Origin of the sequence: Streptomyces sp. B1I3 (assembly GCF_030816615.1) — a bacterium.
Taxonomy (GTDB): domain Bacteria; phylum Actinomycetota; class Actinomycetes; order Streptomycetales; family Streptomycetaceae; genus Streptomyces.
In genome coordinates this window covers 7,312,312-7,325,196 of record NZ_JAUSYD010000001.1, presented here as the reverse complement: position 1 = coordinate 7,325,196, position 12,885 = coordinate 7,312,312, and the positions used below count along the sequence as shown (strand labels likewise).

Annotated in this window: 11 protein-coding genes; 5 read left to right on the top strand and 6 right to left on the bottom strand. The window is 68.0% G+C overall.

Annotated features, from left to right (window positions below; translation table 11 throughout):
• Window positions 1-924 precede the first annotated feature (924 nt).
• Window positions 925-1,263: a MerR family transcriptional regulator gene (locus QFZ58_RS33265; protein WP_307128570.1), complete on the bottom strand. Its 339-nt coding sequence runs from the start codon at window positions 1,261-1,263 to the stop codon at window positions 925-927.
• Window positions 1,264-2,631: 1,368 nt separating this feature from the next.
• On the opposite strand from QFZ58_RS33265, the gene QFZ58_RS34615 reads away from it, so the two are divergent.
• Window positions 2,632-3,060, top strand: a complete 429-nt coding sequence (locus QFZ58_RS34615; RefSeq protein WP_373428634.1) for an ATP-binding protein — start codon at window positions 2,632-2,634, stop codon at window positions 3,058-3,060.
• A gap of 118 nt (window positions 3,061-3,178) precedes the next feature.
• Here the strand turns inward: QFZ58_RS34615 and QFZ58_RS33260 are convergent, their stop codons facing one another.
• The 3 genes from QFZ58_RS33260 to QFZ58_RS33250 form a co-directional block, all read right to left on the bottom strand.
• Window positions 3,179-4,576, bottom strand: a complete 1,398-nt coding sequence (locus tag QFZ58_RS33260; protein WP_307128569.1) for an APC family permease — start codon at window positions 4,574-4,576, stop codon at window positions 3,179-3,181.
• A 972-nt stretch (window positions 4,577-5,548) separates the two neighbouring features.
• Window positions 5,549-5,926: a hypothetical protein gene (locus QFZ58_RS33255; RefSeq protein WP_307129083.1), complete on the bottom strand. Its 378-nt coding sequence runs from the start codon at window positions 5,924-5,926 to the stop codon at window positions 5,549-5,551.
• 176 nt (window positions 5,927-6,102) lie between these two features.
• Window positions 6,103-6,963, bottom strand: coding sequence for an alpha/beta fold hydrolase (locus QFZ58_RS33250; protein WP_307128568.1), 861 nt, complete (start codon window positions 6,961-6,963; stop codon window positions 6,103-6,105).
• Between the two features lie 431 nt (window positions 6,964-7,394).
• Here QFZ58_RS33250 and QFZ58_RS33245 point away from each other — a divergent pair, with 431 nt between their 5' ends.
• Entirely contained in the window at window positions 7,395-7,772 is a 378-nt protein-coding gene (locus QFZ58_RS33245; RefSeq protein ID WP_307128567.1) for a hypothetical protein, read from the top strand.
• 260 nt (window positions 7,773-8,032) lie between these two features.
• Here the strand turns inward: QFZ58_RS33245 and QFZ58_RS33240 are convergent, their stop codons facing one another.
• Entirely contained in the window at window positions 8,033-8,728 is a 696-nt protein-coding gene (locus QFZ58_RS33240) for a pyridoxamine 5'-phosphate oxidase family protein (RefSeq protein ID WP_307128566.1), read from the bottom strand.
• A 241-nt stretch (window positions 8,729-8,969) separates the two neighbouring features.
• A complete protein-coding gene (locus QFZ58_RS33235; RefSeq protein WP_307128565.1) occupies window positions 8,970-9,491 on the bottom strand; it encodes a helix-turn-helix domain-containing protein in 522 nt (173 codons plus the stop codon).
• 101 nt (window positions 9,492-9,592) lie between these two features.
• Here QFZ58_RS33235 and QFZ58_RS33230 point away from each other — a divergent pair, with 101 nt between their 5' ends.
• From QFZ58_RS33230 to QFZ58_RS33220, 3 genes are all read left to right on the top strand, one after another.
• Window positions 9,593-10,393, top strand: coding sequence for a crotonase/enoyl-CoA hydratase family protein (locus QFZ58_RS33230; RefSeq protein WP_307128564.1), 801 nt, complete (start codon window positions 9,593-9,595; stop codon window positions 10,391-10,393).
• Between the two features lie 32 nt (window positions 10,394-10,425).
• On the top strand, window positions 10,426-11,643 hold the full coding sequence (locus QFZ58_RS33225) for an acyl-CoA dehydrogenase family protein (RefSeq protein WP_373428633.1): 1,218 nt from the start codon (window positions 10,426-10,428) through the stop codon (window positions 11,641-11,643).
• 117 nt (window positions 11,644-11,760) lie between these two features.
• The gene (locus QFZ58_RS33220; RefSeq protein ID WP_307128563.1) at window positions 11,761-12,537 is read left to right on the top strand and encodes an SDR family oxidoreductase; all 777 of its coding nucleotides are present in this window, start codon (window positions 11,761-11,763) and stop codon (window positions 12,535-12,537) included.
• Window positions 12,538-12,885 lie beyond the last annotated feature (348 nt).

The following is a 12,885-nucleotide window of genomic DNA, read 5'->3' as shown; positions in this document are numbered from 1 at the left end:
GACGGACAATGATCCCCCGCCAAAGAGGACGGTATGTCGCACGCAACAGACGTGGTCGAGACATCTCAGTTGGTCAACGAGGTGGTGCGTGATTGCGGGATTGCGGGTGAGGTGTTCTTGCTGGTGGGTGGCATGATCCGGATGTGGCGCTCATGGTCAGTCGGACGGTTCTCGCGCATCCGGTGTTCACAGGGGCCTCCTGGGGCATCTCGCGTCCCTGGTTGAGGAGTTGGCCAGCCCGAGGCAGGCCGTGGTCGAGGGGCGTCGTCACGAAGCTCGCGGCAGGGCCATGAAGCGTGAGCCAGGAGCCGGTGTCCGGCATCGGCTGGTGTCCGTCGAACCGCTCGTGGCCACGCTGGCCGTGAACACGACTCGACCATGTCCCGCACGCCGGGCACCTGGCGCCCGCCGCAGTGCAACACACGTCAACACGCACTGTCTCGATGTTCACGTCCACCGACAGCACCACGACATCGCCGACGGACGGCAGCAACAGTTCCTTCAACCGGAGCACGAGTTCTTTCACGGACCCGAACTGTCAGCCGCACCGCACCAGCCACTGGCCGTTTTCAGGCAACTTCCCAAGGTGCCCAGACAACCTCACCTGTCACTCAGCGTGCACGCACCACAGAACCTGAGCCAGAACCGCTGCAAGTGAACAAAACCAGTGGTCGTGATGACACCGCCATCCCCGCGGCCAGGCGCTCCCGGTCGGACATCTGCTCGGACGATTGCGTCCTTGGCAGGGCCAGCAGCGGGGAGCGCTGCCGTCAGGCTGCGGTGCATTTCCCAGTTCGCCGACGGCGGTTCGTCTGCGGCCGGCGGGCGGCGGATGCCCTCATCAGCAGTGCGAGCGCGAGCGCTGGCTCTTGATCACCGGCCGGTGGGCGTGCGGGCGGCCGGGGTCCCTGCGCGCGCCGGGCTTCAGGCCGCGGGGGGTGTGCTGGCCGGTTTGTTGCTTCGGTGGGATTCGGCGTTGATGCGCTGGGCTTCCTCGAGCTGGTCTTCGAGGATGACGATGCGGCAGGCGGCCTCGATCGGGGTGCCGGCGTCGACGAGTTCGCGGGCGCGGGCGGCGATACGCAGCTGGTAGCGGGAGTAGCGTCGGTGGCCGCCTGGGGAGCGGAGCGGGGTGATGAGCCGGTGTTCGCCGATGGCGCGGAGGAAGCCTTGGGTGGTGTTGAGCATGTCGGCGGCTCGGCCCATGGTGTAGGCGGGGTAGTCGTCGTCGTCGAGGCGGCCGAACGAGTCGTCTGCTGTCATCTGTACCTTCCTGTGGAACACGCGTTGGAGGGGCCCGGGTGCCACTTGGCACCCGGGCCCCGAAGGAACTGCTACACCATCAGCCGGCCTTCATCGGCTACGCCGGCTCTGTGTTTCCGCATACCTGCCGGGAAGAGGTCCGGGGGTTGCGGGGATCGCGGTTGCTTGACCGGAGACCACCTCACTCACGATGTCCTGCGGTACCCGGGCCCATATCGTTCACCCGGGCGATCCTGATGGCGCTCAACTCCTCCGTTCTTTCCCTCTGCATCGATCACTTGTCCTGCGGTACTGCTGGTGGCCTGCGACAGCGCCACTCTTCGGCAGCCAGCCCCGTCGCCCGTCCTGCATCTGCTCTGGCTTGGAACCCCACTGCCGAACCTCCCGGTACGCGCGCCGCGGCCGGACGCCTTTTACCGAGGTACTGCTCTCACATACTGCTGCCGCGTGCACTGCTCACGGCGGCCCCTGATGACTGCGGGCCACCCGGTCCGGGGCCAGTCCCGTCGCCTTCCTGCAACCACTCTGGCTTCGGAACTCCACCACCGCACCGACCTGCTAGTGACCTGATGAAGCGTCAAGCGTCACTCTTCGGCAGCCAGCCCCGTCGCCCGTCCTGCATCTGCTCTGGCTTAGAACCCCACTGCCGAACCTCCCGGTACGCGCGCCGCGGCCGGACGCCTTTTACCGAGGTACTGCTCTCACATACTGCTGCCGCGTGCACTGCTCACGGCGGCCCCTGATGACTGCGGGCCACCCGGTCCGGGGCCAGTCCCGTCGCCTTCCTGCAACCACTCTGGCTTCGGAACTCCACCACCGCACCGACCTGCTAGTGACCTGATGAAGCGTCAAGCGTCACTCTTCGGCAGCCAGCCCCGTCGCCCGTCCTGCATCTGCTCTGGCTTAGAACCCCACTGCCGAACCTCCCGGTACGCGCGCCGCAACCGGACGCCTTTACCGAGGGACCACTGGTATTGCCGACCGCACTTGTGCACTGCGGCGCTGCTCACGGCGGCCCCTGATCACTGCGGGCCGCCCGGTCCGGTCGCCAGTCCCGTCACCATCTTGCGAAACCCTGGCTTCGGAACTCCACCACCGCACCGACCTGCACTTACATGTACTGCTTCCCGTCAGTTCATCTCTGCCGGGCCTGCTCGACCTCTTGGCTACGGGGAAAACACTAACCCCAGCAACGCCCGCATGTCTACTTCCTCCACGCCAGATTTCCTGTGAGGACTGACAGCGAAGTCCTGCGGTCCACATCGTTGGGAAACCGCCTCGGAGCACCTCCATCGGGAGGTGTGAGGGGCCGCCGGATCGGGCAGGCGGGGCGTCACGGCACAAGCGGCACAACTGATCACAGGCGGGGTGTACGCGTATGAACAGCACGATGATCACCAGCACCCCGACACCTCCCGCACCGAACGTGGATCGGGGCGACAGTTCGGCCGGCATCAGCCAGGCCCGCCGGGCCGCCCGCGCTTTCACCGACCGCCTCACCCCGGCACCCCGCCCGGACATGGCGGACAGCCTCGTCCCGGTGGTCTCCGAACTCGTCACCAACCCCTACGCCACGGCGGCGGCCACTGCCACTACACCCTGGAACTGTCCGCCGGCCCTGACACGGTCACGGCCGCGGTCAGCGACTCGAACCCGGCGCACCCCCACGAGCGCAAACCCGACCTGGGCGGCGACAGCGGCGGCTTCGGCTGGCACATGATCCGCCGCCTCACCAACCATCTGACCATCGCCCCCAGCTCCGGCGGCAAAACCATCCACGCCCAGCTCTCCCGCTGACAACGACCGGACTCGCCTCGCGCTACCGGTCGTCCGCGGGAGCCGCGGGACTGCCCCGGGCGGGGTGCGGCCGAACCCCCGCCCGGGGCGTCGGTGCGGCCGCAGCGGAACGTATCGCTCAGAGCTGAGCGTCTTCAGGAATGCTGACCAGCCAGCGGGTCTCCCTGCGAGGCCGCAGGTACAGTGCCCAATAGAGGGTGGCGACCGCCGTGATCCCGCCGGTCCACAGCAGGTACTCGGTCTCCTGCTGGACGAGGATGTAAGCGAGCACCGCGATGAGCAGCACGGGGATCGCGGGCCACAGCGGCATCCGCCAGGCCGGCGTCCCCTTGTGCGAGCCGCGTCGGCAAAGGAGCGCGGCGACGGCGACGAGCAGGTACATCCCGGTGACCGAGACACCGGTGACGCCGTACAGAGTGTCGAGGTTGACGAAGCACAGTGCCGCGCCGGGTACGCCGACGACCAGGGTCGCCACCCAGGGCGAGCCGTAGCCGCCGAGGCGGGACAGGGCCCTGTTGACCGGCTCCGGCCACGCCTTGTCCCGGGCCGACGCGAACAGGACCCGTGAGTTCTGGATGACCATGACGATGCCCGCGTTGACGATCGCGAGGGCGACACAGAGGCTGACGAAGGTGCCGACGGCCGAATTGGACCACGCGGCGACCATGCTGTTCAGGTCGCCCGATGTCAGGGCAGCGAGGTCGGGGGCGCCCATCGTGATGGCGATGACCGGGACGAGAATGACGGCCGTCGAGATGGCGAGCGTGGCGAGCACGGTGCGGGCCACGTTGCGGCGAGGGTTCTCCAGCTCCTCGGAGAGATAGACCGCCGTCGAGAAGCCCTGGGTGATGAAGAGCGCGATCGCGAGCCCGGAGACCACCATCATGGCCGTGACCGTGGAGGTCGTCCCGGATTCCGGGACGACCGAGCCGTGTACGAGCACGGAGGGGCCGCGCTCCGCATGGGCGAACCCGAGGACGGCGACCACGCCGGCCGCGATCACTTCGAGCACGAGGAAGATGCCGGTGATCCACGCGTTGGCGCGCAGATCGAGGAGGCCCGCGAGGGTGGCGAGCAGCATGACTCCGGCGCCCGCGAGAGGGGCGGGCACGTCAACGAGGGGGGCGAGATAGTCCGCGGTTCCCATGGCGATGACCGGAGGCACGATCATGACGACGAGCAACGACAGGACGAAGACGAGCCACCCGGCCAGCCGTCCGGCCATCGTCGACACCATGGCGTACTCACCGCCCGCGCTCGGAATGAGGGTGCCCAACTCCGAGTAGCAGAAGGCGACTCCGACACAGAGGAGGGAGCCGATGGCGATGGTGAGGGCGGTGAAGGTGCCGAGGGTGGAGAACAGATCCGGTACGACCACGAAGAGGGTCGAGGCGGGCGTGACGCAGGAGAGCGTGAGCAGGGTACCGCCCACGACGCCGATGGAACGCTTGAGCTTCTGCGGCGTGGGTCCGGTCGCGGGCGCGAGCGCCTGGGGGGCGCTGAGCGTGTCGGTCATTCTGCGGGTTCCGATCAACAGGTGCGGAGTCTGAGCGCGGGAGCGGTATCGCCTCCAGACGAGCGGGTAGTGCGTAGTTCCATCGCTCCCGGCGGCGCCATGCAATCCCTATGTCTTGCACAGGTCAAGAGCTATACATCTTCGGAATTCGTTGCCCAGCGACTTCCTTCCTTCGGTTTTCCGCACTATCAGCCCTGCAGTCAACGGAATCGACGGGTACGAGAATCGCAGCGGCCCTCATGGAAAGTTTCTGCCAAGTCCGGAATCCGGACGGTGGAGCCGAGTGCCCCACCCGCGGGGTTCGTGCCCGCCACCGACGGCGGGGTCATGAATTCCTCATGGAGCGGACCGGGACAGGGCTGATCGTCACCGTTCCCCCGGGTCGGTGAGCGCACTGTGAGACGGCGGCCGACAAGGCCCGCAATCGAGAGTCGGTGCCGAACGAGCCGCGGTCACCGACTCCCCCACGCCCCGGGGACCGGGGTGCCGGGGTGCCGGGCCGACGCGGGGCGGCCCCTTGCGCTGGACTCGAATCGCGGCGGCGGAGTGGAGACGGTGCTGCGGGAGCCGGGAGCGCGAAGCGGCCCGCCCGGTTGCCGGAGGTAGACCTCCCCCTCGGCTCGCGTCAAGTGCCTGGGCGCGGATACTTCGCGGTCGCATCGGGATCGATGCGGTCCTGCCATGCCATCGGTGAATCACTTCTGGCCCTTGATACGGCGGGTGACGCTACCTGCCAGGTACGACATCGCGGCCGCCGTCACAACGGGCCATCGAGCAGCAGCATCCGACTTCGCACCATCAGACGGTGCATGCCTATCCCAACTGCCGTACATCAGCGCTGGATTGCAAGGCATATCGGCTGACGACGGCGATCCGGCCGTCCGGCACCTTCGGGTAGACGCCGCCCACCGGAAGCCCCAGCCGGATCTGCGTAGCAGACCGGGCAGCCGTGCCCGGCAGCCCGGACGTTGTTCATCTCGTGGCAGGAGCCGCCGGGTACCGGCACTGAGCCGACGCCCGCCCGGACCCGCAGGGCCAGGTCCTCGTCGCCGCTGCGGTGCCGAAGTCGGCCGCCGACGACGTCGAACTGGTACTTCGCCCCGATGGCCCGGACCGCCTCAACCCGGCGGCAGAGCGAGCGCAGATCTCCGGGACGGACGGCGGGGTGTACCCGGGCAGGAAGCGCCGCCAGGCATCGTCCGCCGCGACCGCGGCCAGCAGCGCGCAGATCCGGACTGCCAGCTCTGGCAGGTCGGGTTCCGGCTCGGTGAACCGCCCGGCCGCCACGTACACCCGCATCGGCGTGGACAGCTCTGCCATGCCGGCTTCCAGCTCGGCCAGAACCCCCATGGACGTCACGGAATGATTCTGCCCTACGGCCCGGCCCGCTCCTCGATCCCCACCCGGCCAACTAGAACGCTCACCGGTCATCTACGGTGCTCAGAGGCAACCGTCGACCATGAAGCTCCTCGGACAGTTCCTCGGCTGTGAGGGATGCGTGCCGTTTCGGCGGCGGCCCGAGGTGGTCAGTGGGTGAAGAAGTCGCCCAGGGCGGCGGAGAGCGGGCCGGGGGCTTCCTCGGCCACGTGATGGCCGGCGTCGATGCCGTGGCCCCGGACGTCGTCGGCCCAGTCGCGCCAGATGGTGCGCGGGTCGCCGTACAGGTCCTCCAGGTCGTCCCTCAGCGACCACAGAACCAGGATGGGGCAGTCGATCCGTGCGCCCCGGGCTCGGTCCGCCTCCTCGTGTTGGCGGTCCACGGTGAGCCCGGCACGGTAGTCCTCCAGCATGGCGCGGACGACGTCCGGATTCCTGGTGGCGGCCCGCCACTCGTCGTGATTTTCCTGCCCCATGGCCTCGGGGTCGCCGCAGTACCAGGCGTCGGGGTCGGCGTTGATGACGCGTTCGGGGATCTCCGGCTGGGCGAAGAAGAACCAGTGCCACCACGCGGTGGCGAACCGGGCGTCGGCGCGGGCCAGGTGCTCGCTCAGAGGCAAGCCGTCCAGGAACGCCACCCGGGTCACCGCGGAGGGGTGGTCCAGCACCAGCCGGAGCGCCACGGCGACCCCGCGGTCGTGGCCGACGAGCCCGAAGCGCTGGTGCCCGAACGCCTGCATGACCTCGACCATGTCCTCGGCCACGGCACGCTTGGAGTGCGGGACATGATCAGAAGCGGGCGCCGGGCCGCGGGAGCGCCCGTAACCGCGCAGGTCGGGGCAGACGACGGTGAAGCCGCGCCGCACTAGGACGGGCGCGACCCGATGCCAGGTCGCCGACGTGCGCGGGTGGCCGTGCAGCAACAGGAGAGGCGGGCCCTCGCCCCCGTACCGAACGAAGACGGACGCTTCACCGGTGCGCACCGTCCTGGTAGCGAACTCCTCGAACACGAAAACGCCTCTTTCCACTCCGGGGCCCGGTCCGCAGTACCTCGCTGTCCCGCCTGCCCAGAATGGGCCCCGGCACGTCATCCGGAAGGCCAAGAAGCCGGCGCCGGTGTTGACGCGGCCGAAGCCAGGGCTTTGATCGACCCTCCCGTCGACGTCCCGCGCTAGGGGTTCAATCGGGGGTCGCGGCCTCGTCGGCAGCCACTGCACGCCGACTCTGATGCTTGCCTCGCCAGGTCCGGCGCTCATCCGCCAGTTCGGATGCTCAGTCACACCAGCTGTGACTGAGCGTTGTAGTTGGCCACGCACGCACGAGAAAACGAGATGCCGGCACCTGGCCCGCGCAGGCAGGATCTCTTTGTGTCGACCGACGTCAGCGGAATGATCGAGTGCCGGCCGGGGCCCGCCTACGGGGATCCGATGACGAGGACTCTGTGCGGGAGGCCGGCATCGATCTCTTCCTCCTCAACAGGGGCAACGCCTACGACGGGTTGGCCTGCCTGTTCGGAATCCGGAACTCCTTCGGATTCCGTCCCCTGGTGGAAGATCGAGGCTTCCCGGAGGACGCCTCGTGTCGGCTGCGAGGTGAGTTCGCCGGCTACGGCGGCCCCCACCATGTGCACGGGACCACCTGGCTGACCTGGACCGAGCTGGACACCACGGACTGGCACGAGACCGACGCCTCAGGTACACGGACCCGTGCCTCAGCCGCAGGGACCGACACCGGCTGGGGCAGGGTCCGGAGCGTCATGCGCACCCTCAGCGAAGTCCACGGAGCCGAGAACGTACGCCTTGTCGCCTGGTTCCACTGACTCGTGGGCTGAGCACCCAGTTGACCAGCCTGGCCGACTACGGCGCCATCTGGATCCGCAGCCTCCGCCCCGCCACATGAACACGGCCCCGACAGGCCCTGAGCCGGCACCGAAGGAGAGGGGTCTTCTCAGTTGCTGGGTAGGCAGCCCACTGGCCGCTGCGGCATCCGGTGGGAGGGCGATGCGAGTTCCTGGTACGTCGTCGAGGGCCCCTCGCCCCACCGAGGCAGTGGCAGCCGGGCGGACGTGGGTGAACGGTGTCATCTATCGCGAACAACGATGCGGCGTCCGGTCACCCTGCTGGGTGTCACCACGACCCACAGATCCCGCCGCCCGCCGGCCCAGGGCAGAGTAGAGCTGTGCGGGGCAACAAGCCGCTGGACCACCTCGGGCTCGGTGACAGTGCGCGCTTGCCCCACGACCAGCACGCTCCATCCCCGGCTGAAGGCGTCGTCGATGTGATCCACCTCGAAGGCGGTCTCGTGCCCGGCCGCGTCCACCGGACCGGAGTCCACCGAGGTCCTGTAGGCGATCTGGCCCTCGGTGGAGATGTAGTTGACCGGAAAAACGGCTGGTCCCCGCTGCGCGTCGCTGACGACTACCCGGCCCACTCCGTGACTGCCGAGCAGCTTCCAGCATTCCTCCTGACCGATTTCCACCAACTCGGGGTGATAGGCCGCTCGGCCGACACCAGGAGGCAGGTCGACTGTGCCACCCGTGATTTCGTCCACCGTCGTCTCGAGCGCGTTGGCCAAGCGCAGCATGAAGCTCATCCCATGAACACCAGGCTTGGTCTCCACATATTCGATGTATCCGGGCGCTGAGCCGGTGCGGAGCGCGAGCTCCGCTCTGGTCAGTCCGAGGTGCTCACGGCGCGCGGCGACACGTCTGCCGATATCGCCCACTGCGTCGTCGACCCCGGGTTCGTTGGGGTCCTTCTGCGACTGCTCAACCATGACGGTCACCTTCCTGCTTCAACGGCGGCACATGCGGCTCCTGCATCGCCCCGAGGGAGCGATGGCCTGGTTGTGGGGCAACAGCCACCAGGCCACGCTAGGCAGGATTCGGCGACACCGCATCGCAGCCGTACTCAGCTGCCCTCCTCACCCCGAACGGAGCGGAGGGCGGCGCATCCGGCCTCCAGTCGGGCGACCGGGACACCGAAGGGCGAGCACGATACGAAGTGGGTGTCCACGATCAAGGGGAAACGCCCGTGTTCGTGTCGGCGTTGAAGCGCGCGCGCACTGCGGGGTTGTCGAGCAGCCGGTCCGGGTAGCCGGGCCCGGTGCGCACGGCCACGTCGTAGTGATGCAGGGGCGCGCTGCAGGAGGAGCAGACCACCGTGGCCTGGGTGTCATGGCCGCAGGCCGTGTGGTGCATGATCACCGGAATGCCCTCCTCGCCGGTCTGCCAGCGGTCACCCCAGGCGTTCATCGCAGCCAGCACGCCGAAGAAGTCACGTCCCTTGTCCGTGAGTAGGTACTCGTGGCGGACGGGTTCTGTCTGGTAGGCGCGGCGCTGGAGCATTTCCATCCCTTCCAGGCGTCGCAGGCGGTCGGAGAGGGTGTTGCGGGCGATGCCGAGTGAGTCGATGAATCCGTCAAAGCGGGACTCGCCGTAGAAGACCTCGCGCAGCACGAGCAGCGTCCAGCCGTCGCCGAGGATGTCCACGGTGCGGGCGATGGAGCAGGGCCAGCCATCGAACGAGGTTCGTCTCATACCTTCCACCTTATCAGTCTCATCTTGAGATGCACTTGTGTCGACCGCCGCAGAAAGCTACCGTCCAGTAAGTCTCATCATGCAACTAACGAGGAGGGCTGATGATGTCCACATCTGAGGACGCTGCCGAAGTCACCGTCGAGCGGGACGGGCACGTCCTGCTGATGGGCCTGAACCGCCCCGCCAAACGCAATGCGTTCACCCGGCACATGCTCACCAAATTGGCGGCCGCCTACGGCCTGCTGGAGTCCGACGACGACCTGCGGTGCGGAGTGCTGTTCGCGCACGGCGACCACTTCACCGGCGGCCTGGACATGCTCGATGTCGGCACGGAACTGGCCTCGGGGAAGTTCGACGCCCCAGAGGGCAGCCGTGACCCCTGGCGACTGGACGGACCCTGGACCAAGCCGGTCGTCGCTGCCGCACAGGGCTGGGTGATGACCCTCGGGATCGAGCTGCTGCTCGCCGCCGACATCCGAGTGGCCGCCCGGGACGCACGGTTCGCCCAGTACGAGATCCGCCGCGGCATCTACCCCTTCGGAGGCGCCACCTTCCGCTTCCCCCAGCAGGCCGGCTGGGGTAACGCCATGCGCTGGATCCTCACCGGCGAGGAGTTCGACGCCGCTGAGGCCCACCGCATCGGTCTGGTGCAAGAACTTGCCGACGACGGACCGGCCTCGCTCGAGCGCGCCACCCGGATCGCCCGGGTCATCGCCGAAAAATCGGCTCCACTGGGAGTCAGGACCGTCTTCAGTTCCGCCCACCTGGCGCGCGAATCCGGTGAGAGGGCCGCGATTGAGCGGCTGCGCCCCGACATCGCCCGCCTCTTCGCCACCGCTGATGGCGCCGAAGGCATCCAATCCTTCATCGAGCGCCGCGACGCCGCCTTCACCGGCCGCTGACCAGCCCGAACGACATCCTCAGGAGACTTGCTGTGACCACCGCAAACCTGTTCGATCTTCCGTCCGACATCGCCGATGCCCGTGAGTGGGCCCACGGCTTCGCGGAGAAGTACGTGCGGCCGGTCGCCGCCGAGTATGACGAGCGCGAGGAGATGCCGTGGGCCATGATCGAGGAAGCCGCCAAAATCGGCCTGTACACGCCCGAGTTCGCTCTTCAGTTGCTAGCCGACCCCACCGGGCTGTTGCAGCCCGTGGTCGCTGAGGAGATCTTCTGGGGCGATGGCGGAATGGGCCAGGCCTTGCTGGGCACCTTCCTGCCCGCCGCGGCCCTGTTCGGCGCCGCCACCGAGGAGCAGATCGACACCTGGCTGCCCAGCTTCTTCGGCACCCCCGGCGATCTGGCAGTCGCGGCCCTGTGCGCCAGCGAGCCGAACGCCGGCAGCGACGCCGCTGCCATCCGCACCCACGCCCGCTACGACGAAGCCACCAGGGAATGGGTGCTCAACGGCACCAAGACCTGGGCTACCAACGGCGGCATCGCGAGCATCCACGTCGTCAACGCCGTCACTGACGCCGCCCTTGGCGCCCGCGGGCACGCCTTGTTCCTCATTCCACCCGGCACCCGCGGTCTCAGCCAGGGCCAGAAGTTCTCCAAGCACGGCCTGCGCGCCTCCCATACCGCCGAGGTCGTCCTCGACGACGTACGCATCCCCGCGGACCTGGTTCTCGGCGGCAAGGACGCGCTCGACCAGCGTCTGGCGGCAGCCCGCGAAGGGTCCCGGGTCCGCGTTCCTGCGGCTATGGCCACCTTCGAGATCACCCGGCCCGGCATCGGCGCGATGGCCGTCGGTGTGGCCCGCGCCGCTTACGAGTGCGCCCTGGAGTACGCCGGCATTCGTGAGCAGTTCGGGCGGCCGATCATCGACAACCAGGCGATCGCCTTCACCCTGGCCGACATGGCGACGGAGATCGACGCCGCCCGCCTCCTCGTCTGGCGTGCCAGCCACATGATGAGGCGTGGCAAGCCCTTCACGCGCGCTGAGGGCAGTATGGCCAAGCTGAAGGCCAGCGAGGTCGCCGTGCGCTCGACCGAGCGCGCGCTGCAGATCCTCGGCGGCAACGGCTATACCCGCGACTACCCCGTCGAACGCTGGGCCCGCGACGCCAAGATCTTCACCATCTACGAAGGCACCAGCGAGATCCAGCGCCTGGCCATTGGCCGCGCACTCTCCGGCCGCCGCATCCAGTAGGCGCCATCACGCTGCCCTGTGCGCAGTGCTCCCCTCATACAGCTCCGCGCCAGGTCGGGCAGGGACACCATCCCCTGCCGGGCCACGTCGGAGCCCTACCTCCCCCCGGAGCCTCACATGAGTACGCACACTCCCTCCCTTACGGGCAAGGTCGCCGTTGTCACCGGAGGCGGCCGCGGTATCGGCAAAATGATCACCCGAGGACTCCTCGAAGCCGAAGCCAAGGTCTACATCTCCAGCCGCAAGGAAGCCGACCTCACGGCGGCCGTCGATGAGCTGAGCCCGCTCGGCGAGATCCACGCCGTGCCCGCCGACCTCGGCACCGCCCCCGGTGTCGAAAGCCTGGCCTCATACGTGGGTGAACGCGAGACCCGCGTGCACGCGCTGTTCAACAACGCCGGCGCCAATTGGGGCGCCCCGCTGGAGCAGTTCCCCGACTCGGCCTGGGACAAGGTCCTGTCTGTCAACGTCAAGGGGGTCTTCGCCCTCACCCAGGCCCTGCTGCCGCTACTGAAGGCAGCATCAACGCCGGACGATCCCGCCCGTGTGATCAACACCGGTAGCGTCGACGGCCTGCGTGCCCCCGCCCCCGGCTATAACAACTTCTCGTACAGCGCCAGCAAAGCCGCTGTCCACATACTCACCCAGCAGCTCGCGGGAACCCTCGCTCCCGATGTCCTCGTCAATGCCATCGCTCCCGGCCTGTTCGAGTCGAAGATGACCGCTGGCATCCTCAGCTTCGGCGCCGATGCCATCGCGGAACAGATCCCCCTGCGGCGTATCGGCCGCCCGGAAGACATGGCAGGCATCGCTGTATTCCTCATGAGCCCGGCCAGCAGCTACATCACCGGAGCCGTAATCCCTGTCGACGGTGGAGTTCTCGCCACCCGGTGACCCCGGCTCACGATTTCGCTCCGGCCTCCTTTCGTGCGGTGGATCGGCACTATAGGACGCAGTGCCGATCCACTGCCGGTACGCGGCTGTGCGGGGCCGCGCTCGATGGGACTCGAGGTGTTGTCGGCGTCCTTGATGTCGACGCCCGCGAAGCCTGTCGACGCCCGCGAAGCCTGTCGCCGAGCAAGTGGCCGAGACCCGGTTGATCATGGTGATGTCGATCCTGCCGGATTGCTCGTCAGGCGCGGCGTCCCTGGCGTCGATGGCCAGGTCCTCCGTCTTACGGAACGGAACCTTGCCACCGGTCTTCGTCACACCGGTCGCGGCGTCGGCTGTGGCCTCGACGTC